This window comes from Arthrobacter sp. AQ5-05 (assembly GCF_003287975.1).
Lineage (GTDB): Bacteria > Actinomycetota > Actinomycetes > Actinomycetales > Micrococcaceae > Paeniglutamicibacter.
Window position 1 is genome coordinate 23065 of sequence record NZ_QMKQ01000012.1, and the last position, 26651, is coordinate 49715.

Consider the following 26651-nt stretch of genomic DNA (forward strand, 5'->3'; position numbering starts at 1 on the left):
CAATGCTCAGGGCACCCAGACGATGCCGGCCACCAGGGTGCCGGGAAGCGTGCGTCCCAGGGAATCGGGGGTTCCCGGCAACGGCTCGAGCACGCGCGTGCCCGCGGCCCGCAGCAACGGATGCCGGTGCTCCCCGGCAACCACCGGGATTCCGCCCTCACCCGCCAGGCCCTCCCCGGCGGCCTTGGCCACCGCTTCCTTCAGCGCCCACCACCGGGCCCGCAGTTGCTGCCGTGCCGGGCCCGGCAGCGCCCGAAGCCGGGTGCGTTCCCCCGGTGCGTAGGCGTAGTCCTCGAGCAGGTTCCCGTCCCCCGGGCCGAACGCGGCATCGGCCGAATCGGCCAGGTCCACGCCCAGCCGCCCGCGCCCGGGGGCCAGGCCCAGCAGCAGCCAACCCGCGGTGCGGGCGTAGGACAGCGCGTAGCGGTCCCCGCGGTGCGGCAGGCACAGCCGCGGGGCCCCATGCGCGGTGGAGGCGCATTGCGGACACCACTGGGCGAGCTGGAGATCGCCCGGAAGGACATCCCGGCCCTGCACCCCGGCGAGGCCCAGGAGTTCGGCCGCCAGCACCCTGGCCAGGATCCGCCCGGCCACGAAGTCCTCGCGCGGGCGCCCGGCGGCGTAGCCCCGGGCGCGGGCGAGTTCTTCCGGGAGCAGCTTGACCCCGGGGTGCGCCGCGGCGGCGGACAACGGGGCAATGGCCCACCACGGGGCACCGGGGCCAATGCCCGCTCCGGGCGCTGCTTGCACATCCATGCATGTCCCCTTCTTGTGCTGGCCCGGTGGCCGGTTCCGGCTGCCTCGAGTATGGCGCATCGGGCAGCGGATTCCGGAATCACGTCCGCCTTCGCGGCACATGATCCGCGGCACATTTCGCCCACAACCCCATGTCGTTCACCCTCTGTACGCCTGGCGTTAACCTTCCCTGCATACGGTTGCCGCGTACGTGCCGGCCGGGCGGTGGCGGGCGCCCCGGCGGCGCCGCGGGTCCCGGCAGGGCCCCCGCGTCTTGGGTCTCCCCGCACGGGGAAGTCCGGGCACCACTTTTCAAGAAAGCCGCAGTGGATACGACACCCAGCACTTCAGACCCGGCAACCACCGCCACCGTCTTGTCTCCGCAATACCCCGGCAGCGGGCTGGCCCCGGCGCCCCGCACCCTCATGGACATCCTAGCGGCCAGTGCGTCCGCCCACCCCGAGGCCCCCGCACTGGATGACGGCGAGCGCTCGCTGACCTACGCGGATCTGCTGGCGGCCATCGACGAGATGGCCCAGCGCCTGCGGGCCGCCGGACTCGGTGCCGGAGACCGCATCGGAATTCGCATCCCCTCCGGCACCCGCGAGCTCTACATCGGCATCCTGGCCACGATGGAGATCGGCGCCGCCTACGTCCCCGTCGATGCCGATGATCCCGAGGAACGTGCCCGGCTGGTCTTTTCCGAGGCCGGGGTTGCAGCTGTCATCGGCGAAAAGGGGACGATCACCTCCCTGCGCGCAGCGCCCAACCCGGAGCCCGCCCGCGACGCCGGGCCGGGCGATGACGCCTGGATCATCTTCACTTCCGGATCCACCGGAACACCCAAGGGCGTGGCCATCACCCAGCGCTCGGCGGCCGCCTTCGTCGACGCCGAGGCCCGGATCTTCCTGGCGGGTGATCCGCTGGGCGCCGAGGACCGCGTGCTGGCCGGGCTGTCGGTGGCCTTCGACGCCTCCTGCGAGGAAATGTGGCTGGCCTGGCGCCATGGCGCCTGCCTGGTGCCCGCACCGCGCGCGCTGGTGCGTTCGGGCATGGACCTGGGACCCTGGCTGGTGACCCGAGGGGTCACCGTCGTCTCCACCGTCCCCACCCTCGCCGCACTCTGGCCCGCGGAGGCCCTGGAAAATGTGCGGCTGCTGATCTTCGGCGGCGAGGCCTGCCCGCCCGAGCTCGCCGCCCGGCTGGCCGTTCCGGGACGAGAGGTCTGGAACACCTACGGCCCGACCGAGGCGACCGTCGTGGCCTGTGCCGCGCAAATGGACGGCACCGACCCGGTCCGCATCGGCCTGCCGCTTCAGGGCTGGGACCTTGCGGTCGTCGACGCTTCGGGCTTGCCCGTGGCCCCGGGCCAGAGCGGGGAACTGATCATCGGAGGCGTCGGGCTGGGCCGCTACCTGGACCCGGCCAAGGACAAGGAGAAATACGCGCCCTTCGAGACCCTGGGCTGGGAGCGCGCCTACCGCTCCGGGGACCTCGTGCAGGCCGACCCGGCCGGGCTCATTTTCCTGGGCCGCATGGACGAACAGGTCAAGCTCGGCGGCCGGCGCATCGAACTCGGCGAAATCGACGCGGCGCTGCAATCCCTGCCCGGGGTTTCCGGGGCCGCGGCCGCGGTAAAGACCACGGCGGCCGGCAACCAGATCCTCGTCGGCTACCTGGCCGCCGCCCCGGGCTACGACACCGCTGCCGCGCGCGGCCGGCTTTCCGATGTGCTTCCGGCGCCGCTGATCCCGCTGCTGGCCGTGGTGCAGATCCTGCCCACCAAGACCAGCGGCAAGGTCGACCGCCACGCGCTGCCCTGGCCGTTGCCCGGCGCCACCGGAACGGGCCCCGCCGGGGTGCTGCCGGAGCTGGACGGCGATGCGGCCTGGGTCCTCGAGCAGTGGACCCGGGTACTGGGAACCGAGGTCGGCTCCCTGGAGGCCGACTTCTTCGCCTCCGGCGGCGGCTCGCTTTCCGCCGCACAGCTGGTCTCCGCCCTGCGCGTGCGCTACCGCACCGTCACGGTGGCCGAGATCTACTCCCATCCGCGCATCGGGTCGCTGCTCGAGGCCCTTGGTGCCCGAAGCGGCGAGGCACCCGAGACCCGCACCGTTCAACGCACCACCAGGCGCGCCCAGGTCTTCCAGACGCTGATGGGCATCCCCACCTTCATCCTGGTGGGCATGCGCTGGCTCGTGTACCTGGCCGCCGGCAACAACGTGCTCGCGGCCCTGGGCGTGTTTTCCGACGCTCCGCGGCTGTCCTGGTGGGCCGTGGCCGCGCTCTGGCTCGTCTTCGTCTCCTCCCCCGGGTGCATGGCGCTGTCCGTCGTGGCGGCCCGCACGCTGCTGCGCGGCCTGAAGCCCGGGAACTACCCGCGTTCGGGCAAGGTGCACCTGCGGCTGTGGATGGCCCAGCAGATCGCCGACCTCGCCGATCCCGTCTCGCTGGGCAGCGCCCACTGGATCCAGTTCTACGCCCGCGCCCTGGGCGCGAAGATCGGCAGCGATGTGCAGCTGCACTCGATCCCGCCGGTCACCGGCCTGCTCGCCGTGGGCCGCGGCGCCAGCATCGAACCCGAGGTCGACCTCACCGGCTACTGGATCGATGGTGACCGACTGATCGTGGGCGCCGTCGAGATCGGCGCCGAGGCCAGCATCGGGGCACGCAGCACGCTGATGCCCGGCTCCGTGGTCGCCGACGGCGTGGAGCTTGCCGCCGGCTCCGCCCTGGCCGGAACCACCCGCGCTTTCTCCGCCTACTCCGGCTCGCCGGCCGAACGCAGCGGCAAGGCCAAGCCGGCCTGGCCGCAGGCCCCGCTCCGCACCCGCAAGGTGCGCAACTCCCTGCTCGCCGCCGCGTCCTCGGCCCTGGGCGCCATCCCCCTGCTCTCCATCCTCGGCGCCGTGTTCGTCTCCGCGCTGCTGCTGCGCGGCCAGGCCTCGCTGCACGACGCCCCGCTCCGGCTCACGCTGGTGGTTCCCGCGGCCGCACTGGTGTGGTTCGGACTGAACATGCTGCTGGTGCTTGTCGCCACCCGCCTGCTGGGCCTTGGCCTGCGCGAGGGCTGGCACCGGGTCGACAGCCGCATCGGCTGGCAGGTCTGGGCCACCGAGCGCCTGCTGGACATGGCCCGCGACCTGCTCTTCCCGCTTTACGCCTCGCTCTTCACCCCGGTGTGGCTGCGCCTGCTCGGCGCCAAGGTCGGACGCAACGTCGAGGCCTCCACGGTGCTGCTGATCCCCAAGATGACCACCATCGGCAGCGGCTCCTTCCTGGCCGACGACACCATGGTCGCCACCTACGAGCTCGGCGGCGGCTGGCTGAAGGTCGGACGCACCAAGATCGGCAAGCGCGCCTTCCTGGGCAACTCCGGCATCGCCGGTGCCGGGCGCCGCGTGCCGCGCAACGGCCTGGTCGCCGTGCTCTCGGCCACCCCCGCCAAGGCCAAGTCCGGGACCTCCTGGCTGGGCAGCCCGCCGGTGCGCCTGCGCCGCACCGCGGTGGCCTCCGACGACTCGCTCACCTACGCCCCGCCGACGCGGTTGAAGGTCGCCCGCGCGCTGTGGGAACTGTGCCGCTTCGTGCCGGTCGTCGTGACCGTGGGCGTCGCGGCCCTGGTGCTGGTGCTGCTTGACCTGCTGGCCGCGCACTACGGCTACCAGGTTGCCGCGTTGCTCAGCGGCGCGGTGATGCTGGCGGCAGGCGCCGTCGCGGCCACCTCCGCCGTCGTTGCCAAGTGGCTGTTGGTCGGCCCCATCCGCCCGGGCGAACACGCCCTGTGGAGCTCGTTCATCTGGCGCAACGAGGTCGTTGACACGTTCATCGAGATGGTCTGCGCCCCGTGGTTCGCCCACTCCGCCGCCGGGTCCCCGGCCCTGGTCTGGTGGCTTCGCGCCCTGGGCGCGAAGATCGGCCACGGCGTCTGGTGCGAAAGCTACTGGCTGCCCGAGGCCGACCTGGTCACCCTCGGGGATTCGGCGACGGTCAACCGCGGCACCGTGGTCCAGACCCACCTCTTCCACGACCGGGTCATGGCCATTGATACGGTGGAACTCTCCGCGGGATCCACGATGGGCCCGCACGGGGTCATCCTGCCCGCCGCCTCCCTGGCCGCGGGCGCCACGGTGGGCCCGGGCTCGCTGGTGATGCGCGGGGAAACCGTTCCCCCGTCGAGCTACTGGATGGGCAACCCCGTCCAACCCTGGAGCCAGCCGCACGCATGAGCCACACCCCACCACACGACACGGGCGCCACGGCCCCCTTCATCCCGGATACCTATGTGCCGCGCTCCGGAAGCGCCGACTACCGCGTCACGCACTACGACCTGGACCTGGACTGCAGGCTCGGGGGCAACCGGCTCGACGGACGGGCCACCATCACCGCCGTGGCCCTCACCGAGCTGCTGCGCATCGGCCTGGACCTCTCCGGGCTGCGCGCCTCGCGCTGCCAGGTCAACGGCTCCAAGATCGCCAGGTCCACGCAGAAGGCCGGAAGGCTGGAACTGCACCTGCACTCCCCGGTGCCGGCCGGGGAGGAATTCACCGTGGAGATCCGCTACGGCGGGGTCCCGAACGTGCGCCGGGGAACCTGGGGCGAGGTCGGCTGGGAGGAGCTCCAGGACGGGGTGCTTGTGGCCGGCCAACCCAACGGGGCCCCCACCTGGTTCCCCTGCAACGACCACCCCAGCCAAAAGGCGACCTACCGCATCCGCGTCAACACCGATGCCGGTTACCGCCCGGTGAGCAACGGGAAGCTGGTGGACCGCCAACGGCGCTCCAGCCGCGAACGCTGGACCTATGAGGTCAACGAGCCGATGGCCACCTACCTGGCGACGCTGCAGATCGGCCGCTATGATTTGTGTTCCCTGGCCGGGACCTCCGCCGCGGCAGCCGGGCGGCACGCCGGCGCCCCGGCGCCGGTGCCCCAACTGGTGGCCGCCAACTCCGCGGCACTGCACCGGGTCGCGGCCGCACTGGCCGACCAGCCGCGGATGATGGAAACCTTCATCGAGGCCTTCGGCCCCTACCCGTTTGCGGACTACACCGTCGTGGTCACCGAGGACGAGCTGGAAATCCCGCTGGAGGCGCACGGGATTTCCATCCTGGGCGACAACCACCTGGCCCCGGGCTGGGAGCAGCAGCGGCTGATCGCCCACGAGCTCTCCCACCAGTGGTTCGGCAACTCGTTGACCGTCGGGTCGTGGAAAGACATCTGGTTGCACGAGGGCTTCGCCTGCTACGCCGAATGGATCTGGTCCGAAGCCGCCGGCGGCCCCGGCGCCGACGCGCGTGCCAGGGATGCCTGGGATTTGCTCGCTTCCCTGGAGCAGGACATCGCCGTCGGGGACCCCGGACCGGCGGACATGTTCGACGACCGGGTCTACAAGCGCGGCGCCCTGACGCTGCACGCCCTGCGGCTGGCCGCCGGAGACCGCGCCTTCTTCGCGATGCTGCGGGCCTGGACCGGGTCCCGGCGCCACGGGACCGTCACCTACGCCCTGTTCCGCGACCACGTCGACGCGCATCTGCCCCTCTTCCCCTCGGCCGAGGCGTTCCTGGAACCCTGGCTCTTCGGGAAGACGCTGCCAGCACTGCCCGCTCCCGCTGCGCCCTGACACCGGGGGCCAATGGACCTGGTCACATTCCCCTTTCCGGCCCCCCGATGTTCATCTTCCGTTCACCGGACCCGCATACGGTCAAGACATGCAATTGCTTGATTTGGCCGCCCACGGCTATTCCATCCGAGACGATGACGATGACGACCCGGTGCTGTTGACCGCAGCCGGGGAAGTCGTGGACACCTGGCGCGAGGGTTACCCGTATTCCTCGCGCATGGACCGCTCCCGGTACGACCTGGAGAAGCGGCTGCTGCAGATCGAGCTGCTCAAGCTCCAGGTCTGGGTCAAGGCCACCGGGAGGCGCCTCGTGGTGCTCTTCGAGGGACGCGACGCCGCCGGCAAGGGCGGGACCATCAAGCGCTTCACCGAGCACCTGAACCCCCGCGGCGCCCGTGTCGTGGCGCTGGAGAAGCCCAGCAAGCGCGAATCCACCCAGTGGTTCTTCCAGCGCTACATCGCGCATCTTCCGGCTGCCGGCGAGATGGTCCTCTTCGACCGTTCCTGGTACAACCGCTCGGGAGTGGAGCGGGTCATGCGTTTCTGCACCCGCGAGGAGTTCGACCGCTTCATGCACCAGACCCCGGCCTTCGAGAAGCAGCTCGTCGACGACGGGATCACGCTGGTGAAGTTCTGGTTCTCGGTCACCCGCAGCGAGCAACTCACCCGCTTCACGATCCGGCAGATCGACCCGGTGCGGCAGTGGAAGCTCTCCCCCACCGACCTGGCGTCGCTGGACAAGTGGGATTCCTACACCGAGGCCAAGGAGGAGACCTTCCGGTCCACCGACACCGACTGGGCGCCGTGGACCGTGGTGAAGTCCAATGACAAGAAGCGTGCCCGGCTCGGGGCGATGCGCCACGTGCTGAGCTTGTTCGACTACGACGGCAAGGACCACGAACTGGTCGGGACGCCGGATCCGCTCATCGTCGGTCCGGCCGCCGCGGTCATCGCCGCCGGGGAGGAATTCTAGGGGCGGGTCGGCAGACCCTCCCGTGACGCCTCAAGAAGACCCGGATGGGCCGCTGCCGGCCCGGGTCTTTTCGATGTGGGCGCCCCGCGGTGCCGGCCACAATACAGGCGGGACCCGCCCCTGCGGCCGCGGCCTCCGGTTCATCGGCGTTCCGGGGGCAGCACCTCGGACTCGGGCAGCAGCTCAAACTCCGCCCGTGCCGATTCGACGCCGTTGACCTGCAGGCTGATTGCGTGCATGCCCGGGTGGTAGCGCCTGGTGGTGATCGCCCGGAAGGAATGTTCGCGTCCGACCTTGAATTCTTCGTCCGGCTCGAGGGTGCGTGTGGCAAGCTTGAAGGTCTTGCCGGTCTGCCCGCCGTTGGCCTTGCGGTGGTAGACCGTGTAGTCGATCGCCACGCGGGCTGGTTCGTCGCCGCGGTTGTGCAGCACCGCACTGAATCCGATGCCGTGGCCGAACCCGATGCTTGCACTGCCGAGCACCGGGCCCGCGACGTCGACCGTCACCGGACCGAAACCCAGCAGTTCCAGTGCCTGCACATCCCCCTTCTTGACCAGCGTCCGCAGGGCGTGGCGCACCAGGCGGGCCGTGTTCACATCCGGCTCGGCCAGCCAGCGCCGGGCGGTGTCCACCACCAGGGCCGGGGCATCGCGGCTGAGGTCGTTGAGGTGGTTTGCCACGGAGCGGCGCACATACTCCGCGTCGTCGCGATACAGCGCTTCGAGCACGGGGATCGTTGCCCCCGGCCGTGCGGTGATCTCCGGGACCCGCATTGACCAGGGAAGATAGGGGCGGGTCCCCTCCGAGGCGAGTCGTCGCACATCCACGTCGTCCGAGGCTGTCCAGCCCAGGACGAGCTCGAGGGCACGGTCCAGGTCGTGGCGCAGCAGGGTGCGGATGGCGAATTCGGCGCTGAGCCGTCCGGTGAGCTCGGCCAGCAGTGCCATCGCGTCGTCGAAGGCCCCATGCGTGCCCTCCGCGACGGCCTTGACGGCGATGGCCGAGGTGACCGGCCAGATCAGCCAGCCGCGGAAGGCCGCATCTTCGCCCGCCGCGCGGATCGTGCCGGCCAGGGAGGCGTAGTCCACCGGCAGGTCGTTGAGCAGTGCATCGCGCAGCATATCGGCCCGCTCACGCAAACCCAGTGTTTCGATCAGCGGCGCGGCACGGTGCAGCGCGGGCAGGCCCAAGTCCGGTACTACGGTGCCCAGCGACCCGATGAGGTCCTGGACCGTCGACTCGTTGATCAATTGGTCGGCAAATGGCATGCGTTGGCCTTCCGGTGTGTTGTTCGATGGTCTCCCGCGGCCCGGGACGAGAACCGATGTCGCTGATCCGTCGGCCGATGCCGGCGTTTCCCCTGCCCGGTCGGTGGATCCCGGCAGCGGAGGATTCCGGGTGCTTCGGGGCAACTCGGTCAGGTCTTGCCCGTTGTTGGAATCCGGAGCACCCGGTGCCTCTCCATCATGGACCATCCTGGCTCGCCGTGGAAAGGCCATCGGCAGCTCTGGGCGTTGGACGCAAGGGCAGATCGAGGGACGCATCTCCGGTTGCTTCGGTAGGTTCGGGGATGGAAAAGACATCAGGATTTGTATGATGTTCCCATGGCTGCTCCCCAGATCTACGTCAATTTTCCCGGCACCGCGCGTGAAGCCCTCGGTTTCTACGCGGAAGTCTTCGGCGGAAAACTCTCCTTGTACACCTACAAGGAGTTTGGCCGCACCGACGGTCCCCCGGATGCCATTGCCCATGGACAGCTCGAAGGAATCGTTGCCGTGGCCGGATCGGATACGCCCAAGGGCGGCAAAAGCGTCCGGTTCGAAGGCATCATGCTTTCGCTGCTGGGAACCGCCGCCCCGTCCACCCTCCACGAATGGTTCGACAAGCTCGCGGTGAACGGCACCGTGCTGGATCCGCTTTCCCCCAAACCCTGGGGAGCCTCCGATGGCCAGGTCGTGGATCGCCATGGCCTGCACTGGCTCATCGGCTACGAACCGGAGTCCTAAGTCCCCCCATTGCCGCCATCGCCGCTCGAGCGGATCCGCACATCGATACCCCCGCTGCTCGAGATCGTGGTGCCGAGTGCCGCACATCCGGTCCGCGGAATCGCAACGTAGCGCCCGCCGCCCCGACGGGTGCACACTTGTCCCAGATGGCAAGTCCGCAGGGGGCGCCGGGTAAGGAGATCCGCGGCATGGACAGTGAAACGTTGCGCGACAGACAACGGCCGCTCAAGCAGCTTTACCGGGAGCGGCCCGGAGCCGGAACCATCAGGCTCAGCGCCAGCGGTGTCGTCGGCGGCGAAGGGGTTTCGTGCTCCGTGCAGACCGGCCAGGCGCTTGTTGCCGCCGGCCTGCATCCGGCCACCGGCGGCGACGGAACGATGGCGTGCTCGGGCGACCTGCTGCTCCAAGCCCTGGTGGCATGTGCCGGGGTCACCCTGGCCGCGGTCGCAACCAACCGCGGGCTTGCGGTGGCCGGGATCATCCGGGCCGAGGGAGAACTGGATGTGCGCGGCACCCTGGGCGTGGATCCCAAGGCCCCGGTGGGCTTCCGGTCCATCCGGCTGGCCTTCGCGCTGGACACCGACGCGGACCCGGTGACGGTTGCAGGGCTGATCGCCACCACGGAAAAGTACTGTGTGGTGCTCCAGACGCTGCGCTCCGCGCTGCACGTCGAGACCGTCCTCGAGCAGAAGGCAGCCGGCTCCTAGTGTTGCTCCCCCGCTGCGGTGCCGAGCACCAAGGACACGACCGCCCGGGAGGTGTCGGCGCCCGGCAGCTGGGCCGGCTCAATCTCGATGATCGCCATCGCATGCCGTGCGTAGCCGTGGAGCCGCCCGGGCCCCATGGGCATCCCGGCGGCCTCGGCGGCGGCGAGCCAGCCCATGCCGCGGTCCGGCTGGTCCTGTCCCTGACGATCCCCGCCTTCGCCGATCCAGCTCGAGGTCCCGGGCTGGGTCGGCTGGATCGCCCGCTCTGGCGTCCCGGTGGCAGCGATCCAGATGCCCGCGGGGTTCTTCCCCCCGGTGCTCGGTAAAACCTCGAGAAGCCCAACCGGATTTCCGTGCTGATCGACCTCGGTGTCGCCTATCCCACCCCCGGCTTGCTGGCCGCTGGGATCGGGGCCATCACCACCGGTGCCGGCAGCGCCTGAGGAAACGCCAAAGGCCGGCTGCTCCCCCGTTTCCCGGGGGTGCGGCCGGCCGTCATGGCTCTGGTGGAACCTAGCGCTGCACGGCACCGAACCGCTCGGCCGCCAGGGCCACCGCGGCGGCACGCGCTTCCGAGGCCTCGTCGGCCGTCAGCGTGCGGTCGTTGGCGCGGAAGCGCAGGCCGAAGGCCAGCGACTTCTTGCCGTCCTCGATGCCGGTCCCGGAGTACACGTCGAACAGCGCAATGTCCTCGAGCAGCTCCCCGGCGCCTTCGCGCAGGGTTTCAAGCACGTCCGAGGCCACAACGGCCGAGTCAACGACCAGCGCGACGTCCTGGGTGGAAATCGGGAAGGTGGAGATTTCCTTGGCCACGATCACGTCGGCGGCGGCCTCGAAGAGCTCGTCCGCGTTGATTTCCATGGCCACGGTGCGCTCTGGCAAATCCAGCTCGGCCAGCAGCTTCGGGTGCAGCTCGCCGGCGTAGCCGATGTGCGTGCCGTTGCGCAGCGCCAGGGCTGCGGTGCGGCCCGGGTGGAACGCCTGGTGCGCACCCTGCGAGACCACGATCTCCACGCCCAGCACGTCGCCGACGAGCTTGGCCACGTCCAGTGCGTCGGCCCAGTCGTAGGCACGCGGGACGTGTGCGGCGGCCACCGGCGAATCGTGCCCGGTCAGAACCGCGGCAAGGTGCGTCGGCTGGTGCGGCAGCCCGTTGTACAGTGCGTCCAGTTCCGCATCCGAGGGCCTGGCCCCCAGTGGAGGAATGGTTGCGGTGCCCAGGGTCTCGCCCGGCAGGAACACCTGTCCGGTCTCGTAGAGGGCCAGGTCGCGGAAGCCGCGGCCGTGGTTGCGCCGTGCGATGCCCAGCAGGCCCGGCAGGATCGAGGTGCGCATGAAGCCGAATTCGCTGGACATCGGGTTGTTCAGCTTCACCGCCGGAACCTCGCCGGCTTCCGCGGCACCGAAGGTGTTGTTCTGCGCCTTGGTGACGAACGGGTAGGACAACACCTCGGTCAGCCCGGCGTCGGCCAGGGACTGCACCACGCGACGGCGCTGGGACTGCACGCGGGAGTAGCCGCGGCCCGGAGGGGCCGTGGGCAGCGTGGCCGGGATCAGGTCGTAGCCGACCAGGCGGGCGATTTCCTCGACCAGGTCCTGCTTGGTGGCCAGGTCCGGACGCCAGGACGGCGCGGTGACGCGGTAGCCGCCCTCGGTCTCCTCGAGCTGCGCCCCGATCTCGCCCAGGGCCCAGGTGACCTGGTCCTTGGTGTAGTCGATGCCGATCAGCGCCGAGGCGAACCCGGCCGGCAGCTCGATCACGACGGGTTCCGGGGCGGTGCCCTCGTCGGTGACCAGGGTGGTGGCGGTGCCGCCGGCCAGCTGGACCAGCAGGTCCACGGCGCGCTGGGCCGCCACGTCGGCGATCTTCCAGTCCACGCCGCGTTCGAAACGCTTCGAGGCCTCGGAGGGCAGCTTGTGGCGGCGGCGCGAACGGGCGATGGTGATCGGTTCGAAGTGCGCGGCCTCGATGAGCACGGTGGAGGTCGCGGCGGACACCTCGGTGGACGCCCCGCCCATGACCCCGGCAATGCCGATGGCACCGGACTCGTCGGTGATCAGCAGGTCTTCGACGTGCAGCTTGCGTTCCTTGGCGTCCAGCGTCACCAGGGTTTCCCCGGCGTTGGCGCGGCGCACCGTGATGGCCCCGGTCAGCTTGTCGGCGTCGTAGAAGTGCAGCGGCTGGCCGAGTTCGAGCATCACGTAGTTGGAGATGTCCACGACCAGGGAGATCGAGCGCATGCCGGCCAGGGACAGGCGGCTGGCCATCCACGGCGGGGTCGGCAGTGCCGGGTTCACGTTGGTGACGGTTCGGGTGACAAACCTGTCGCAGCCGTCCTTGCCGTAGATGCCCGCGGCGTCCTTGAGCCTGACCGGGTGGCCGGGGCCGGTGGCCGCGTCCACGGTGACCAGCGAGGCCGGATCCGTGAAGGGGGTGTTGGTGGCGTGGGCGAATTCGCGGGCAACGCCGCGGATCGAGAACGCGTAGGAGCGGTCCGGGGTGACGTTGATTTCCGCGGCCTGGTCGTAGAGTCCCAGCAGTTCCATCGCGTCGGCGCCCAGTTCGGGGTCAAGACCGATGCGGGAGAGAACCAAGATGCCGTCGTGGTCATCGCCAATGCCAAGTTCGCGCACGGAGGCGATCATGCCGGCAGAGAGGTGGCCGTAGGTCTTCCGGGCGCTGATGGCGAAGTTTCCGGGCAGCACGGCGCCGGGAAGCGTGACGACGACCTTGTCACCCTCCACAAAGTTGTGCGCGCCGCAGATGATGCCCTGCACGCCCGAGGGATCGATGCCCTCATTGGTCAGGGTCTGGGCGGCGCCCTCGGGCACGACGCGGACCTGGCACCAGTTGATGGTCTTGCCGTTGGTCTGCTCCTCCTTGACGATGGAGAGCACCTGACCCACGACGATCGGGCCGGAGATCTCGTCGGTGGGACGGTGCACGTCCTCTTCCTCGAGGCCCACCTTGACCAGTTCGGCCATGACGTCTTCGGCCGAGGCATCGGCCGGTACCTGCGCGTATTCGCGCAGCCATGAAAGGGGAATACGCATGTCTTAGATCTCCATCCCGAAGTGCTCGCTGAAGCGGATATCGCCCTCGATCATGTCGTGCATGTCGGGGACCTCGTTGCGGAACATCAGGGTCCGCTCCACGCCCATGCCGAAGGCGAACCCGGAGTATTCCTCCGGGTCGATGCCCGCGGCACGCAGCACGTTGGGGTTGACCATGCCGCAGCCGCCCCACTCGATCCATTGCGCCCCGCCCTTGGCACCCGGGTGCCAGATGTCCAGCTCGGCGGAAGGCTCGGTGAACGGGAAGAAGTTCGGGCGCAGGCGGATGGAGGCGTCCTCGCCGAACATCTGCCGGGCGAAGTGCTCCAGGGTTCCGCGCAAATCGGCCATGGTCAGGTTCTTGTCGATGGCCAGCCCCTCGAACTGGTGGAAGACCGGGGTGTGGGTGGCGTCAAGCTCGTCGGTGCGGTAGACCCGTCCCGGGCACAGCACGTAGATCGGCACCTCGCGCTCGAGCATCGAGCGGACCTGCACCGGTGAGGTGTGGGTGCGCAGCAGCAGGTGCGATTCGACGGGGTCGATGAAGAAGGTGTCCTGCATTTCGCGGGCCGGGTGGTCCGGGGCGAAGTTCAGGGCGTCGAAGTTGAACCACTCCGACTCGACCTCGGGGCCCTCGGCGATTTCCCAGCCCATGCCCACGAAGATGTCCGAGACGCGGTCCTGCAGCGTGGACAGCGGGTGGCGTGCCCCGGCGCGGCGGCGGCGCGGGGCCGCGGTGACGTCGACGGTTTCCTCCACCAGGATGCGGGCGGCGTCCTCGGCCTCCAGCACCACGGTGCGCTCGGCCAGGGCCTTGTTGACCCGGCCTCGGGAGGCCCCCATGAGCTTGCCGGCTGCGGCCTTTTCGGATTTGTCGAGGCGGCCGATTTCGCGGTTGGCCAGCGACAGCGGAGCCTTCTCCCCGGTGTGGGCCAGGCGTGCGGCCTTGAGCCCATCCAGGTTGCTTGCCGCGGCAAAGGCGGCCAGCGCCGCCTGCACCACAAGATTGATGCCGGCCTCGTCGGTGGGGTGCGGGACGTCCGGGCTGTGGGCGTCGTTGACGTCCTTTTCCGGATTCGTGGGTTCAGACATGGGGTTCTACGGCCCTTTTCACTGTTGATTGTGTATCTGGTTCTTTCCCCCCATTCTAGGTGCTCGGCCCGGCCACCCTTGAATCACGGCGCGCACCGTCTTTGGGCTGCCCGCATGTGGACAGCCACCAGTGCTTAGGCAATAGTTGAACCCATGTCGCGAGTTCTTCGAACCTTTGCCCTGCCTGCCGCTGCCCTGTTGATGATCGGCTCGCTGGGCGCCTGCTCCGCCCCTCCGTCGCCGAACGCCACCGCCGAGTCGCTGGCCGCCTCCCTGCAGTCCCTGGACCTGGGCGCCGTCCCGCTGGCCGGGACCGACGCGGCCACGGCCACCGCGGAGCTGGACGGGGCCTTGAAGCCGCTGGGGTCCATCGACCACAAGGTCACCCTGGAGTCGGTCACCGAGGACGAGGGCTCGGCCGACCCGAAGACCGCCACCGCCACCTTCAACACGGTGTGGGACGTCGATTCCTCCGACACCGACTGGACCTACCAGAGCACCGCCACCTTGGAACTCGACGCGGAGACCAAGACCTGGCTGGTGCGCTACGACCCGTCCATCGCCGTGCCCGGGCTCGAGGCCGGCCAATACGTGGCCAGGGCTTCCACCCCGGCGGCACGCGGGGAGATCCTGGGCAACAAGGACCAGACCCTGGTGACCGACCGCCCGGTGCTGCGCATCGGGATCAACAAGGAATCCATCGACGAGGCGCAGTGGGAGGGCTCGGCGAAGAAGCTCGCGAAGCTGCTGGAACTCGACGCCGATCCCTATGCCAAGCGCGTGGCCGCCGCCGGGCCGCGGGCCTTCGTCGTGGCCATCACGTTGCGTGACGATGCGGACCGCACCGTCACCGATGCGCAGCTCGACGCCATCCCCGGGGTCCTGGCGCAACCCGATTCGCTGCCGCTGGCACCGAGCCGGAACTTTGCCCGGGCCATTCTGGGCTCGGTGGGCGAAGCCACGGCGGACATCGTGGCCGATTCCAAGGGCTCCATCGGCGCCGGGGAACAGGTCGGGCTCTCCGGATTGCAGAAGGCCTACCAGGACACGCTGGCCGGAACCAAGGGCTACAGCATCCACATCTACGACAAGGACAAGCGCGAGGTCTCCACCCTGGTGTCCCGCGAGGCGGTGGACGGCAAGGACCTGAAAACCACGCTCGACCGCGACCTGCAGAAATCGGCCGAGTCGCTGCTTGCAGATTCGGCCTCCGACAGCGCCCTGGTCGCGGTGCGGCCCTCCGACGGGGCCATCCTGGCAGCGGCTTCCGGTCCCGCGTCCAACGCCCAGAACACCGCGTTGCTGGGCAAGTACGCTCCCGGTTCCACGTTCAAGGTCATCACCGCGCTGGCCATGCTGCGCTCCGGGGACACCCCCAAGACCACCGTCCAGTGCCCCGCCACCATGACCGTGGACGGCAAGGCATTCAAGAACTATGACGGCTACCCCTCCAGCGCGCTGGGCGGCATCCCGCTGTCCGAAGCGCTGGCGCAATCCTGCAACACCGTTTTCCTGCAAGGCGCCTCGAAGGTCAAGTCTCCGGCGCTGGCCGACGCCGCTGCCTCCCTGGGACTGGACCTGAGCCCCTCGACCGGCGCCGCGTCCTTCCTGGGCTCGGTGCCGGATGACTCGACCGGAACGGAGCTGGCGGCCAACGGCATCGGCCAGGGCATCGTCGAGGCCTCGGCGCTGGGCATGGCCACGGTTGCCGCCTCGGTCCAGAACGCTGCCACCGTCTCACCCCGCCTGGTCACCAGCCCCGCGCCCGAGGCCGCACCCAAGCCCAAGAATCCGTTGACGGCGGCCGAGGCCGAGGAGCTGGCCGGCATGATGGCCCAGGTCGTGGACCACGGAACCCTGAAGGACCTCAAGCTCGGATCCAAGACCATCGGCAAGAGCGGCACCGCGGAATACGATGCCGAGCGCAATGCCCACGCCTGGGCCATCGCGGCCCGGGGGGACCTGGCGGTAGCGGTCTTCGTGGGCGACGGCAGCGGAGGCGCGCAAACGGCCGGCCCGATCCTTGCCAGTTTCCTTTCGGCGATCCAATAGACCGGCTGCACCCCCCCTAAAGGCCCTTAAACACCAAAGGGACCAACAATCCTTGGGTTTCCTCCGGATTGTTGGTCCCTTTGGTGTTCGACGGCCGGTTCGGTTGGTTCGGCCGCGTGCGTGATTAGGCGTTCTCCTGCGCGGTTTCCTCGGTGCGGCGCATCGTTGCCACGGCAACGACGGCACCCAGCAAGGCCAGGACGCCAAAGCCCAGCGACAGGTACAGCGGGGTGTTGTCCTTCGCCTTGGCCACCGCGGTCAGCGCGCCGGCGGAGTTGCGCATGTCGAAGCTGACGGTATTGCCGTCGATCTGCGCGCCGCTGCTGGCACTGACGATCTCGCCCGGGAAGGTCACTGTCATCGTGGATTCGGTCAGCGTCGAGGTGTCGCCGCCTGCCAGACCCTCGGCGGAGAAGTAGTACTGGCCGCCGCGGAATTCGATGTCGACCTTCGGGCCGAGCTGGCCGGAAAGATCGCCCATCTCGGTCAGGGACTTGTCATTGATCGTGAAGAGGTAGCCCTTGAAGCCGTCCTGGTCGTACGGGGTCTTCGTGGCTTCCTCGGGGAAGTTCTTGAAGATCTCTTCCTCGGTGGTCCCCATCTGGCCCAAGACCTCGCCGACGCTGGCGTCGCCGACAACCTTCTTGTCGAAGGCCATCACCATGTTCAGCGATGCCTTCTCCGGGCTCGAAACCACCAGATCCACATCCATCTTCATGCAACCGGTCAGGCTCAACACCAGTGCCACCATCACACCAATGACGGATACGATCTTCTTCATCAAATCTCCTCAGCATTCGGGGCATTGTTCGGCAATGATGCTCCCGGTTCAACAAACAACTCTAGTGGCTGGGGTGCTTGGGCCAAGAATTGCCCGGTGGCTTCGGGACCCGGGCCCGAGGTCGGTGACTACACTTGGGCAGCATGAACACCTGGGTGCGCACACGCGAGGTGGCCAACTGGCTGAACCTCAGCACGATCAGTGGACTGGCGCTGGCGTGGGCCACCCGCTGCCCCGTCGCACGCGGTGAACGCGGAATCCTTCATGCCAGGAACTACACACCCGCATTGCCACGGGCCGGGGCCTTCACGGTGGGCAACGTCGTCTTCTTCCGCACCCCGCCCCGCGGCCCGGAGCCCGACCCCCGGTTGCTGGCACATGAGGAAGCACACAGCACCCAATACGCCCTGTGCCTGGGCCTGCCGTTCCTTCCGCTGTACTTCGCGGCGGCCGGATACTCGTGGTTGCGCACCTCGGATCCGGCCTCGAGGAACTTCTTTGAACGCGCCGCCGGCCTGCAGGCCGGCGGCTACCACGAGGTCCCGGTACGCAGGCTGGCACCTGTGCTCGCCGCGCAGCTGCGCAAGGTCCTTCGAACGGGCCCGCAATCACCCCCGGCCGCATCCACAGGAGGAACCGCTGCATGAGTACCGCACCCTCGATCACCGTCACGGGAACCGCATCCGCCCCGGCCGTGCCCGACATCATGGCCATCTCCCTATCCGTCACCTCGCACCATCCACAGGCGGCCGAGGCCTTCGCGCTGGCCTCGGTTTCCGCAGGCGCGGTCATCGCAGCGGTGGGATCCGCGGACCCGGCGGCGGAGCTGTCGACCACGGGGATCACGCTTTCGGCGCGCACCACCTGGCGCAACGAGGAAGCCGTGCTTCTGGGCTACGATGCCGAAACCACCATCGAGGCCACGAATCTGGCGGTGGAAGAGGTGGCCAAGGTGCTTTCCGCCGCTGTCGGGGCCGGAGGGGACGCGCTGCGGATCCATTCCCTGCGTGCGGAGGTCTCCGACCCAACAGCTGCCCTGGAAACGGCCCGTGAGTTGGCCTTCGCCGATGCCCGTGCCAAGGCCGAACACCTGTCGCTGCTTGCCGGTGCTCGGCTCGGGGCCGCGCTGAAGGTGCGCGAATCGACCCACGAGCCGGCACTGCCGCTGCAGCGCGCCAAGGCCGTCGCCATGGCAGCGTCCTCGATGCCGGTGGTGGCCGGCCGGCGGGATCTTTCGGTGTCACTCGAGGTGACCTGGGAATTGCTCTCCGCCGGGCAGCCGGGGAGCGGGGTTTAGTACTCGGTTCCGGCGCTGAGCAGCGGTTCGGCCGCGTTGCCCAGTGCCAATTGGACCACGGCGGCCACCGCCTTGGCCATGTCTTCGAGGCCGGGGTGGGTGGCGTCCATCCATGGAACATGGATGAATCCGGCGTGGATGCCCGGCACCCCGGTGGTGTGGTGCATCAGCGCATAGAACACCTGGTTGCAGACAAAGCTTCCGGCCGAATACGAGATGCCCACCTCGATGGCGCCCCGTCCGGGGGCCGGCTCCCGCAATGCCTGAAGCGCGGCCTTCAGCGGAAGCGTGGCGAAGTAGGCAGCCGGGGCTCCGCTGATGACCGGCCGGTCGATGGGCTGGTCCCCGGCGTTGTCCGCGATCCGGGCGTCGATGTGGTTGATGGCGACCTTTTCCAGGCCCATGGTGGTTCGCCCGGCGGCCAGCCCCAGGCTGATTACGACGTTCGGCCTGTGCGACTCGAGCAGGCCACCGAGGACGGCCGGCGCGGTGGCAAAGGCGCAGGGAAGTTCCGCGGCGTGCGCCTGGAGTCCCTGCCCGCCCAGGATGCGCGCGGCCTGCCGGGCAATGGTGAAGGACGGGTTGAAGTCCTCTCCCCCGAACGGCTCGAAGCCGGTCAGCAGAATCACCGGGTTGCTCCGGCCAGCGTGTCGGCGAGCACCGCGTGCACGATCGGCAGGTCCGCCGGGATCCAATCAAGGGCCGCCAGAGCGGCCTCGTCCAGGTCGACCCAGGCCAGCTGGTCGTGGTCCTCGAGGGTGTCCGGGGTTCCGTCGGAGATCTCGGCGAACCACACGCGCATCGCCGCGGTCTCGTTCAGCACCCAGCCCTCGGAAACCGGCCCGAACACCTCGCTGCCCAGCACCACCTGGACGCCAAGCTCCTCGACCAATTCGCGCCGGACCCCCGCTTCACAGCTCTCCCCCGGTTCAAGCTTTCCGCCGGGAAATTCCCACAACCCGGCCAACATCGGCGGGGAGGTGCGCCGGGCGGCAAGCAGCTTGCTCGGGGCACTGAGCGAATCCAGGATCGCGGCTGCGACTATTTGCTTGTAGGCCATGGAATCTAGCCCTGCTCCGGAATCGTCTCGGGAACCGTCTCGGGAACCGCGTCGGTGGAAACCAGGATGTCAGGTTCGATGTAGATCACGCACTTGTGCTCCACCGCGGCGCGGATCCGTGTTTCGGCCGAATCGATCGCGGTGGCAATCTGTGCCCCGGTGGCGTTCGAGGGCACGGAGATCTTGGCCGCAACCAGGATTTCCTCGGGCCCCAGGTGCAGGGTCTTGAGGTGGATCAGGCGCGCGCCCTCGGCGGTGATGGCCGCCGCGATCAGGTTCACGTGCTCGGCGGTTGCCGATTCGCCCAGCAGCAGGGACTTGGTCTCCACCGCCAGCACGATGGCGATGGCCACCAGGAGCAGGCCGATGCAGGCGGTGCCTGCGGCATCAAAGATGCCGTTTCCGGTCAGCAGGGTGAGGCTGACTCCGCACAGCGCCAGGACCAGGCCGATGAGCGCCCCGAGGTCCTCGAGCAGGATCACCGGCAGTTCAGGCGCCTTGGCGGTACGCACGAACTTGGCCCAGGACTGCTTGCCGCGCACCAGGTTTGATTCCCTGATCGCGGTGCGGAAGGAGAAGCCCTCGGCAATGATCGCGCCGACCAGCACCGCCAGGGGCACCCACCACCATTTTCCTTCGATGCCGTGCGGGTCCTTGAACTTCTGCCACGCCTCATACAGGGCGAACAGGCCGCCGACGCTGAAGAGCACGATGGAGACGATGAAGGAGTAGACGTAGCGTTCCCGGCCGTAGCCGAAGGGGTGCTCCTTGTCCGCTTCCTTCCGGGCCTTCCTCCCGCCAACGAGCAAGAGGACCTGGTTGCCCGAGTCGGCCACCGAGTGGATGGCTTCGGCAAGCATTGAGGACGAGGCCGTTACGGCCCAGGCCACAAACTTGAACAGCGCAATGGTCAGGTTGGCCGCCAGCGCGGCGACCACCGCTTTCGTTCCGCCCGATGCTGCCATGGCGTCCCTACTCTCTATGGTTCTTGTGTTCCAGGTTCCCGCACGATGTTCCGTCCGGCAGCTCCTGCCACGGCAGGCAGGAGGTCTTGACATGGTGTTTCGGCATTCCTGCCCCATCCTATGCCACGGGCTTTGGCCGTGGCGGGGCGGGTTCAGCCGCGGCGCTGCGCGCGCGCGGAGGCGTACAGGCACATGGTGGCGGCCGTTCCAACGTTCAGCGATTCGGCGATCCCGTACAGCGGCACCGCCACGCGGTGGTCCGTTCCGGCCAGTTCGGTCTCGTCCAGTCCCTGGCCCTCGTTGCCGAAGATCCATACGGTGGGTTCCTCCAGCACCGGCTGGCCCTCCGGGGCCGGTTCGGTGCTGCCGGCCCGACGTGCGGCGCTGGCGTCCTGGAGGGCGTCCAGGTCCGCTGCCCCGTAGCCGTCGGCGGCGAGGATGGTGGAGCCCTGGCCCTTGAAGGCGGCCATGGTTGCACCGAAATCGGCGTTGGTGATGATGGGCAGGTGGAAGATGGAACCGACGGTGGAGCGCACGGCCTTGGGGTTGTAGATGTCCACGCTGCCACTGGTGAGCACCACGGCATCGGCGCCGGCGGCGTCAGCGGCGCGGATAATGGTTCCCGCGTTGCCCGGGTCCTGCACGCGGGTCAGCACCGCCACCAGGCGCGGCTTGGTGTCGGCCACGTCCTGCAGGCTGGTTTCGGGGATGACGCACACGGCCACGATGCCCTGCGGGGTCACGGTGTCGGCCATCGCCGCCAGGACTTCCTGGTTGACCAAGCGGGTGTGCACCCGCTCGGCCTTGTTCGACATGACCTCGAGTTCGGGGTGCTTGTCCAGGCAGTCCTCGGTTGCGTAGACAGCACGGACCACTTCGGCCCGGCCATGTTCGGCGTTCTCAAGATGCAGGCGCAGGGCCTCGCGGACGGCCTGCGGTCCCTCGGCCAGGAACTCGCCGCTGCGGGCACGCCCGGTACGGGTGGCCAGTCGGGCCACTTCGCGAACCTTTTCGGCACGGACGTTGGTCATGGTCAATTCATTGTCTCCGGCAAGATTCATGAGAACGACTTTACCGGGGATACGCCAAAGGGACGGAATCGCTAACGATTCCGTCCCTTTGGACATGAGCTTAGAAGCTCAAGGACTAGGCGTCCTTGATCTGCTGGCGGGATTCGCCACCTGCGGGCTCAAAGCCGGCAGCCTTGGCGGATTCGATGGTCTCGAACCAGACTTCGGCAACGGTCTGGTCGTACCAGGTCGAGCCCGGTACGTGGTACTTGTTCGACTGGGCGTTGCCCTTGATGACGAAGCCGGCCGGAGCCTCTGCAGCGTCGGCAGCCGGAGCGGCAGTCTTCTTGGCAGCGGCCTTCTTGGCAACCGGAGCAGCAACGACTGCGGCGGCGGCCTTCGGGGCGTTGACATCAGCCGGGAGTGCGTTCTTGGCAACGGCAACCAGGGTGGCGAATGCGTTGGCATCCGACACGGCCAGCTCGGCCAGCATGCGGCGGTCGACCTCGACCTCAGCGGCCTTCAGGCCCTGGATCAGGCGGTTGTAGGTCAGGCCGTTTGCGCGGGATGCAGCGTTGATGCGCTGGATCCACAGGCGACGGAAGTCACCCTTGCGCTTGCGGCGGTGGCCGAAGCTGTAGACGAACGAGTGGAGCAGCTGCTCCTTGGCCTTGCGGTACAAGCGCGAGCGCTGACCGCGGTAGCCCTTGGCGCGAGCCAAAATGACGCGACGCTTCTTATGGGCGTTGACTGCCCGCTTCACACGTGCCACGTGTGTACTCCTTTGTTTCTGTCCCGCCGAGCCGCAAGAAGGCGAACTGGCGAAAAATCTTTATGTGGTCGGAAACCCAGGATCGGGTTTCCAAGACGGATTGGTGTTAGATACCGAGCATCCGCTTGATGGTCTTGACATCCGCCTTGGCGACCAACTGGTCAGAAGCCAGGCGACGGGTGATGCGCGACGACTTGTGCTCCAGGTAGTGACGGCGGTTGGCCTGCTGGCGCATGATCTTGCCGCTACCGGTGAGCTTGAAGCGCTTCTTGGCGCCACTGTGGGTCTTGAACTTCGGCATATCCGCCGTTCTCCTTACTTGCTCCCGGGGTCCTGTCGGGCCGGGGTTCTTGCGGACTCCCGCGTTTGGGGGAATCCGTGGTTCTGGTGTTGCTCTTGCGAGCGTGCCCCGCTCGGGAAGACCTTACTTGGTCGTCCCGGGCTTGGCGGCGCGGGTTGCGGGCTTGGGACCCGGCTTGCCCGCAGGCTTTGGAGCCATGGCCATTGGCTTGGGAACGGCCATCGGCTTCGGTGCTGCAACCGGCTTGGCTGCAACGACCGGCTTGGCGGCCGGCGCCGGAGCGCTTGCCGGCTTGCTGGCTGCCGGACGAACCGGAGCCTTGGAGACTGCCGGACGGCTGGACGCTTCGCGCACCGGGGCTGCCTTGGCAGGGGCCTTGGCCACTGCCGGGGCCGCCTTGACCGGGGCGACCTTGGGTGCAAGCTTGGCGGCGGCCTCTTCGGCTGCTGCTTCCGCACGTACCTTGGCAAGCTTTTCCATGATGTCCGACTCGATGACATCGGCAACCGAACCGCCGATGTCGCCCTGGGGCTCCGAGGTGTCCATCTTTGCCTTGGGGTTCGCTGCCTTGGCCTTGTCCGCGTCGCGCTGTTCCAGGCGACGGGCTTCGGCCTTGGCCTCGGCCTTGTTCTTCAGCGGTCCAACAACCATGACCATGTTGCGGCCATCGATGCGGGGGCTGGATTCAATCAGACCGACCTCGGCAACTGCCTCGGCGAACTTGTTGAGCAGGCGAATGCCCATTTCCGGACGCTGCTGTTCGCGGCCACGGAACTGGATCATGGCCTTGACCTTGTCACCGGCACCGAGGAAGCGCAACGCGTGGCCGACCTTGGTTTCGTAGTCGTGCTTGTCGATCTTCAGACGGAAACGGATTTCCTTCAGCACGGTGTTCGTCTGGTTCTTGCGTGTTTCACGCGCCTTGACAGCGGCCTCGTACTTGTACTTTCCGAAGTCCATCAGCTTGCACACGGGAGGCTTGGCAGTGGGTGCCACCTCCACGAGATCAAGGTCGGACTCGACGGCAAGACGAAGAGCATCCTCAATACGGACAATGCCAACCTGTTCACCGGCAGGGCCGACAAGCCGCACCTCTGGGACGCGGATTCGATCATTAATGCGTGGATCGCTGATGTGTTGCTCCTGAGTAGTTCGTAGTTTCAGGCCACCGCAGCAAAAAGAAAGGCCCTCGGCTGCAGGTGCAGGCGAAGGCCCCAAATTCGATCGATGAAGAATCATCCAGCCAACGAACCCCGCGGGGTCATCGGCACCGAACTTACCCGGCCGCCTGATTCGGCTGCTGCGGGTGGGAGTGGCCTCCACTTGCATACTGAACCCAGGTGCTTTCGGTCGCATCCACCGAAGTGGACGACGCATCCAAATGCACGGATTCAGTCGGTCTATGGAAAGCTTAGCAGTATGAGCACTCCTGAAACCAATCCGGACTCCAACAACGCCACCAACGAGATTCGCGACATTGCCGAGGTGGCAGCCGTTGAAATCATCACCACCGCCGCCGTCCACCTCATGAGCGCCGCCGCGGTCAAATGCGGCCTGGCCGAGGGCCACGACGCCGAAGAGCTCAAGGACCTCGACGAGGCCCGCAAGCTCATCACCGCACTGGCCGGCCTGGTCACCTCCGCAGCCCCGGAAATCGGCTCCCAGCACGCCGGACCGTTGCGCGACGGCCTGCGTTCGCTGCAGCTGGCCTTCCGCGAGGCCTCCTCGTTCCCGGACGAGCCGGGCAAGGGCCCGGGTGAGAAGCTCACCGGCCCGGTGAACTAACACCCTCGAAACCCAGGTAACACTTCGACCCATGGACCGCTCGCGTCCGAGAGATTGGCCACACCGGAGTTTCGAGGTATTTCGATCCTCCCGGCCGGGCTCGGCCGCAAGGCAAAAAAGTCCCCCACCGTTCAGAATCTGAACTGCGGGGGACTTTTTTGTTGTCCTGCTTCGGTCCTAGCTTTCCGGCACCAGCACCCTTGCCCGGCCTCGGGCGCGCCGACGCCGGATCTGCTGGGCAACCAGGGCAACGGCGCAGATGACCGCCCCGATGACACCGACCATGATGAATCCGGCGTTGGCCCCGAAGCCGTCCACCGTCGCCCCGGTGATCGGGGAACCCAGCGCGGTGCCACCGGTCAGCGCCGATCCGTACCATCCCATGGCCTCGCCGCGGCGCTTTTCCGCCACCAGATCGGTCAGCCATTCCGAGGCCGCCGAGAGCACCGGGGCGCAGAGCATCCCGGGCGGGATCGACAGCAGGGCCAGGGACCAGGTGTCGGTGGCAAACGCCATCGGAACGGTCAGCACGGCCATGGCCAGCAGCAGCACGATCGGGGAGATGCGCCGGTTCAGGCTGCCGTAGAACAAGCCGCCCACCAGCGAGGCTCCACACCAGAACAGGAACACGATGCCCAGCTGGCCCTCGCTGCCGTTCTCGTCCAGCAGCGAGAGGATGCCGACCTCGGTGCCCGAAAGCACCAGCCCGGCCCCGGAGGCGGCGATGAACACCGCGACGACCGAGGCGCTGACCCAGCCGAACTTGTGCCGGAAGCTGCGCCCGCGCGCCACGACCCGGGCCTTGGTCGACTTCGCGCCGGCCACGATCAGCTCGGCCTCCACGTCGGCCAGGCCGCCGGGGCCCGCAGCGATCAGCGAGGCTTCGGCCCCGAGGCGCTCCTCATGCGGGTTGGCCTTGTGCGCGACGGCGCCGGGCTGGCCGGAGCGCGTGGGCGGGTTCAACAGCATCAGTGCCAGCCCGGAGACCGAGGAGGCGATGCCGATGCCGATCATCCCGACGGTGGTGTCCAGCGAGGTCGCCACGATGCCAGCGCCCGCGGGGCCGACGATGAAGACCAGTTCGGTGGCCATGGCGTCCAGCGCGAAGGCCGAACGCCGGGTGTCCCCGGTGGTCATCACGCCCAGCGCCGTGCGCACCACGGAGAAGACCGGCAGCGAGAAAAGCCCGCCGATGAACACCAGCGGCAGCACCCAGGTGAAGGAGACCTGCGGGACGATGCTCCAGACCACGACCTCGGCGATGACCGAGGGGATCAGGGCCCGGCGCAGCCCGTACATGTCAACGATGTGCCCGCGCCAGGGTGCGCCCAGCGCGATGCCGATGGTCATCAGGGCAACCACCAGTCCGGCCGATCCCCATTCCTGGTCCAGTTCATTGACCAGGTGCAGCAGCAGGAGCATGCCGACCGCGGCGTGCGGCAACCGTGCGACCATGCCGATGAGCAGCAGGGCGCCGACCCCGGGTTGCTTCAGCAGTTGGCCGTAGCGACCGAATTTCATGCGCCGGTGCCGGGTGCCGCCCGCAGGGCGACCTCGAGCGAGTCGACGTTCTCGGCGAAGTGCCGGTCGGCGGCCAGCCGCGTGTGCACGCGGGTGACGCAGTCGCGGGCGGCGGCCTCGTCGGTGCCGGGGCGGAAGAAGAATTCGAGGCGCAGTTCGGGGCCCGATCCCCCGCCGGGCACGGCGGTGCCCGCGGCGGTGCGCGTTCCCACGCCCTGGCCCGGTGCCATGTGGATCGCTGCCAGGGCATCTTCCGAGGCCACCTGCTCCTCGATGGCCACTGCCAGCTCCTCGTTGAGGTAGCTGGGCGTCCACGCGCGTTGTTGGGCCAGCGCCCACATGCCGGGGCGGCGCAGCACGAAGGTGAAGTCGGTTCCGGGATCGAGCACCAGCATCTGGGCTTCCTCGCTGACAGCGGAGAGCGCGGCGCGCGGTGCGAAGACCGCCACGGGGCGGGCCTCGGCGTGCCAGGCCTGGAGGTTGTCGACGCTGCTGAAAACGGGCAGGGCGGTGCGGCCGTCCGGGGCGGTGAGCGTGACCAGTGCCATGTCCGCTTCCTTGTCCTCGGTGAAGCCGTGTTCCCCCAGGCCTCCCTCGGCCAGCTGGGCCACCACGGCAATGTAGACGCGGGCCTCGGCCAGGGCTGCGTGGATCTGCTGCTCGCTGCCGGTTCCCGCGACCAGGGCGGCCAGGGCGGCCTCGAGCTTCGGGTCGATCAGGCCGTTGTCGTTGTCGAAGTTGTGCAGCGGGTTTCCCTCGCCGGACAGGTCCCGGCCTTCCCAGCTTTGGCCCGCCGAGTCGACGGCGCCGCCGGCGCGCTGCAGGGCCGCGGCAATGTGGCCGGGCAGGTGTCGTTCGGCACCCTGGCCGGCGTGGGAAGAAGGAGAATTCGCGCTCATACGCCCATGCTATCCCGCGCC

General features: G+C 68.3%; 24 protein-coding genes. 9 read left to right on the forward strand and 15 right to left on the reverse strand.

From position 1 onward, the window contains the following. Positions 1-6 precede the first annotated feature (6 nt). On the reverse strand, positions 7-756 hold the full coding sequence (locus DQ353_RS11745) for a 4'-phosphopantetheinyl transferase family protein (RefSeq protein WP_181578356.1): 750 nt from the start codon (positions 754-756) through the stop codon (positions 7-9). A 404-nt stretch (positions 757-1160) separates the two neighbouring features. On the opposite strand from DQ353_RS11745, the gene DQ353_RS11750 reads away from it, so the two are divergent. The 3 genes from DQ353_RS11750 to ppk2 all read left to right on the forward strand — a co-directional run bounded on the left by DQ353_RS11750 (position 1161) and on the right by ppk2 (position 7328). Beyond that, complete coding sequence (locus DQ353_RS11750) at positions 1161-4964, forward strand: Pls/PosA family non-ribosomal peptide synthetase (RefSeq protein ID WP_113763032.1); 3804 nt, start codon at positions 1161-1163, stop codon at positions 4962-4964. Then, on the forward strand, positions 4961-6355 hold the full coding sequence (locus tag DQ353_RS11755) for a M1 family metallopeptidase (protein WP_113762941.1): 1395 nt from the start codon (positions 4961-4963) through the stop codon (positions 6353-6355). The genes DQ353_RS11750 and DQ353_RS11755 overlap by 4 nt, the downstream gene beginning before the upstream one ends. Positions 6356-6443: 88 nt before the next feature. Continuing rightward, positions 6444-7328, forward strand: a complete 885-nt coding sequence (gene ppk2, locus DQ353_RS11760; protein WP_113762942.1) for a polyphosphate kinase 2 — start codon at positions 6444-6446, stop codon at positions 7326-7328. A gap of 140 nt (positions 7329-7468) precedes the next feature. Here ppk2 and DQ353_RS11765 read toward each other — a convergent pair whose 3' ends face one another. Next, positions 7469-8596 carry a DNA alkylation repair protein gene (locus DQ353_RS11765; protein WP_113762943.1) on the reverse strand — a complete coding sequence of 376 codons (1128 nt, stop codon included), beginning with the start codon at positions 8594-8596 and terminating at the stop codon, positions 7469-7471. A gap of 336 nt (positions 8597-8932) precedes the next feature. Between DQ353_RS11765 and DQ353_RS11770 the strand changes: the two genes are divergently transcribed. Continuing rightward, positions 8933-9334, forward strand: coding sequence for a VOC family protein (locus tag DQ353_RS11770; RefSeq protein ID WP_113762944.1), 402 nt, complete (start codon positions 8933-8935; stop codon positions 9332-9334). Between the two features lie 188 nt (positions 9335-9522). Continuing rightward, positions 9523-10041 (forward strand): OsmC family protein, encoded by a 519-nt coding sequence (locus tag DQ353_RS11775; protein WP_113762945.1) that lies wholly within the window; start codon positions 9523-9525, stop codon positions 10039-10041. Here the strand turns inward: DQ353_RS11775 and DQ353_RS21305 are convergent. The 3 genes from DQ353_RS21305 to pheS all read right to left on the reverse strand — a co-directional run bounded on the left by DQ353_RS21305 (position 10038) and on the right by pheS (position 14187). Further along, positions 10038-10217 (reverse strand): hypothetical protein, encoded by a 180-nt coding sequence (locus DQ353_RS21305; RefSeq protein WP_146755239.1) that lies wholly within the window; start codon positions 10215-10217, stop codon positions 10038-10040. The genes DQ353_RS11775 and DQ353_RS21305 overlap by 4 nt on opposite strands. Positions 10218-10554: 337 nt before the next feature. Continuing rightward, complete coding sequence (gene pheT / locus DQ353_RS11785) at positions 10555-13095, reverse strand: phenylalanine--tRNA ligase subunit beta (RefSeq protein ID WP_113762947.1); 2541 nt, start codon at positions 13093-13095, stop codon at positions 10555-10557. 3 nt (positions 13096-13098) lie between these two features. After that, the gene (pheS, locus tag DQ353_RS11790) at positions 13099-14187 is read right to left on the reverse strand and encodes a phenylalanine--tRNA ligase subunit alpha (RefSeq protein WP_113762948.1); all 1089 of its coding nucleotides are present in this window, start codon (positions 14185-14187) and stop codon (positions 13099-13101) included. A gap of 153 nt (positions 14188-14340) precedes the next feature. On the opposite strand from pheS, the gene DQ353_RS11795 reads away from it, so the two are divergent. After that, positions 14341-16239 (forward strand): penicillin-binding transpeptidase domain-containing protein, encoded by a 1899-nt coding sequence (locus tag DQ353_RS11795; protein WP_113762949.1) that lies wholly within the window; start codon positions 14341-14343, stop codon positions 16237-16239. Positions 16240-16363: 124 nt separating this feature from the next. Here the strand turns inward: DQ353_RS11795 and DQ353_RS11800 are convergent, their stop codons facing one another. Next, positions 16364-17020, reverse strand: coding sequence for an LppM family (lipo)protein (locus tag DQ353_RS11800; protein WP_113762950.1), 657 nt, complete (start codon positions 17018-17020; stop codon positions 16364-16366). A 143-nt stretch (positions 17021-17163) separates the two neighbouring features. Here DQ353_RS11800 and DQ353_RS11805 point away from each other — a divergent pair, with 143 nt between their 5' ends. Both DQ353_RS11805 and DQ353_RS11810 read left to right on the forward strand, forming a co-directional pair. Further along, positions 17164-17667: an eCIS core domain-containing protein gene (locus DQ353_RS11805; RefSeq protein ID WP_113762951.1), complete on the forward strand. Its 504-nt coding sequence runs from the start codon at positions 17164-17166 to the stop codon at positions 17665-17667. Beyond that, positions 17664-18317, forward strand: a complete 654-nt coding sequence (locus DQ353_RS11810; protein WP_113762952.1) for an SIMPL domain-containing protein — start codon at positions 17664-17666, stop codon at positions 18315-18317. Before DQ353_RS11805 ends, DQ353_RS11810 begins: the two co-directional genes overlap by 4 nt. Here the strand turns inward: DQ353_RS11810 and DQ353_RS11815 are convergent. The 7 genes from DQ353_RS11815 to infC form a co-directional block, all read right to left on the reverse strand. Next, a complete protein-coding gene (locus DQ353_RS11815; RefSeq protein ID WP_113762953.1) occupies positions 18314-18946 on the reverse strand; it encodes a pyroglutamyl-peptidase I in 633 nt (210 codons plus the stop codon). The two genes, DQ353_RS11810 and DQ353_RS11815, sit on opposite strands and share 4 nt — an antisense overlap. After that, positions 18943-19377, reverse strand: coding sequence for a (deoxy)nucleoside triphosphate pyrophosphohydrolase (locus DQ353_RS11820; protein ID WP_113762954.1), 435 nt, complete (start codon positions 19375-19377; stop codon positions 18943-18945). Before DQ353_RS11820 ends, DQ353_RS11815 begins: the two co-directional genes overlap by 4 nt. 5 nt (positions 19378-19382) lie before the next feature. Next, entirely contained in the window at positions 19383-20342 is a 960-nt protein-coding gene (locus DQ353_RS11825; protein ID WP_113762955.1) for a cation diffusion facilitator family transporter, read from the reverse strand. A 152-nt stretch (positions 20343-20494) separates the two neighbouring features. Then, a complete protein-coding gene (locus tag DQ353_RS11830; RefSeq protein ID WP_113762956.1) occupies positions 20495-21403 on the reverse strand; it encodes a TrmH family RNA methyltransferase in 909 nt (302 codons plus the stop codon). 85 nt (positions 21404-21488) lie between these two features. Further along, complete coding sequence (gene rplT / locus DQ353_RS11835; protein WP_113762957.1) at positions 21489-22124, reverse strand: 50S ribosomal protein L20, sunset domain variant; 636 nt, start codon at positions 22122-22124, stop codon at positions 21489-21491. Between the two features lie 106 nt (positions 22125-22230). Then, entirely contained in the window at positions 22231-22425 is a 195-nt protein-coding gene (gene rpmI / locus DQ353_RS11840) for a 50S ribosomal protein L35 (RefSeq protein WP_007272446.1), read from the reverse strand. Positions 22426-22548: 123 nt separating this feature from the next. Beyond that, on the reverse strand, positions 22549-23517 hold the full coding sequence (gene infC, locus DQ353_RS11845; protein WP_502696397.1) for a translation initiation factor IF-3: 969 nt from the start codon (positions 23515-23517) through the stop codon (positions 22549-22551). A gap of 327 nt (positions 23518-23844) precedes the next feature. On the opposite strand from infC, the gene DQ353_RS11850 reads away from it, so the two are divergent. Continuing rightward, the gene (locus tag DQ353_RS11850) at positions 23845-24210 is read left to right on the forward strand and encodes a DUF1844 domain-containing protein (protein WP_113762958.1); all 366 of its coding nucleotides are present in this window, start codon (positions 23845-23847) and stop codon (positions 24208-24210) included. A 177-nt stretch (positions 24211-24387) separates the two neighbouring features. On the opposite strand, the gene DQ353_RS11855 is transcribed toward DQ353_RS11850, so the two are convergent. Together DQ353_RS11855 and DQ353_RS11860 are read right to left on the reverse strand one after the other, a co-directional pair. Next, entirely contained in the window at positions 24388-25731 is a 1344-nt protein-coding gene (locus tag DQ353_RS11855) for an MFS transporter (protein ID WP_113762959.1), read from the reverse strand. Further along, positions 25728-26630 carry an SseB family protein gene (locus tag DQ353_RS11860; protein WP_113762960.1) on the reverse strand — a complete coding sequence of 301 codons (903 nt, stop codon included), beginning with the start codon at positions 26628-26630 and terminating at the stop codon, positions 25728-25730. The genes DQ353_RS11855 and DQ353_RS11860 overlap by 4 nt, the downstream gene beginning before the upstream one ends. Between the last annotated feature and the right edge of the window lie 21 nt (positions 26631-26651).

Bases quoted from the DNA above. Each gene is read 5' to 3' on its own strand.
- DQ353_RS11745 (WP_181578356.1), bottom strand. From the start codon at position 756: ATGGATGTGCAAGCAGCGCCCGGAGCGGGCATTGGCCCCGGTGCCCCG.
- DQ353_RS11750 (WP_113763032.1), top strand. From the start codon at position 1,161: ATGGACATCCTAGCGGCCAGTGCGTCCGCCCACCCCGAGGCCCCCGCA.
- DQ353_RS11755 (WP_113762941.1), top strand. From the start codon at position 4,961: ATGAGCCACACCCCACCACACGACACGGGCGCCACGGCCCCCTTCATC.
- ppk2 (WP_113762942.1), top strand. From the start codon at position 6,444: ATGCAATTGCTTGATTTGGCCGCCCACGGCTATTCCATCCGAGACGAT.
- DQ353_RS11765 (WP_113762943.1), bottom strand. From the start codon at position 8,596: ATGCCATTTGCCGACCAATTGATCAACGAGTCGACGGTCCAGGACCTC.
- DQ353_RS11770 (WP_113762944.1), top strand. From the start codon at position 8,933: ATGGCTGCTCCCCAGATCTACGTCAATTTTCCCGGCACCGCGCGTGAA.
- DQ353_RS11775 (WP_113762945.1), top strand. From the start codon at position 9,523: ATGGACAGTGAAACGTTGCGCGACAGACAACGGCCGCTCAAGCAGCTT.
- DQ353_RS21305 (WP_146755239.1), bottom strand. From the start codon at position 10,217: ATGGGCTGGCTCGCCGCCGCCGAGGCCGCCGGGATGCCCATGGGGCCC.
- pheT (WP_113762947.1), bottom strand. From the start codon at position 13,095: ATGCGTATTCCCCTTTCATGGCTGCGCGAATACGCGCAGGTACCGGCC.
- pheS (WP_113762948.1), bottom strand. From the start codon at position 14,187: ATGTCTGAACCCACGAATCCGGAAAAGGACGTCAACGACGCCCACAGC.
- DQ353_RS11795 (WP_113762949.1), top strand. From the start codon at position 14,341: ATGTCGCGAGTTCTTCGAACCTTTGCCCTGCCTGCCGCTGCCCTGTTG.
- DQ353_RS11800 (WP_113762950.1), bottom strand. From the start codon at position 17,020: ATGAAGAAGATCGTATCCGTCATTGGTGTGATGGTGGCACTGGTGTTG.
- DQ353_RS11805 (WP_113762951.1), top strand. From the start codon at position 17,164: ATGAACACCTGGGTGCGCACACGCGAGGTGGCCAACTGGCTGAACCTC.
- DQ353_RS11810 (WP_113762952.1), top strand. From the start codon at position 17,664: ATGAGTACCGCACCCTCGATCACCGTCACGGGAACCGCATCCGCCCCG.
- DQ353_RS11820 (WP_113762954.1), bottom strand. From the start codon at position 19,377: ATGGCCTACAAGCAAATAGTCGCAGCCGCGATCCTGGATTCGCTCAGT.
- DQ353_RS11825 (WP_113762955.1), bottom strand. From the start codon at position 20,342: ATGGCAGCATCGGGCGGAACGAAAGCGGTGGTCGCCGCGCTGGCGGCC.
- DQ353_RS11830 (WP_113762956.1), bottom strand. From the start codon at position 21,403: ATGAATCTTGCCGGAGACAATGAATTGACCATGACCAACGTCCGTGCC.
- rpmI (WP_007272446.1), bottom strand. From the start codon at position 22,425: ATGCCGAAGTTCAAGACCCACAGTGGCGCCAAGAAGCGCTTCAAGCTC.
- DQ353_RS11850 (WP_113762958.1), top strand. From the start codon at position 23,845: ATGAGCACTCCTGAAACCAATCCGGACTCCAACAACGCCACCAACGAG.
- DQ353_RS11855 (WP_113762959.1), bottom strand. From the start codon at position 25,731: ATGAAATTCGGTCGCTACGGCCAACTGCTGAAGCAACCCGGGGTCGGC.
- DQ353_RS11860 (WP_113762960.1), bottom strand. From the start codon at position 26,630: ATGAGCGCGAATTCTCCTTCTTCCCACGCCGGCCAGGGTGCCGAACGA.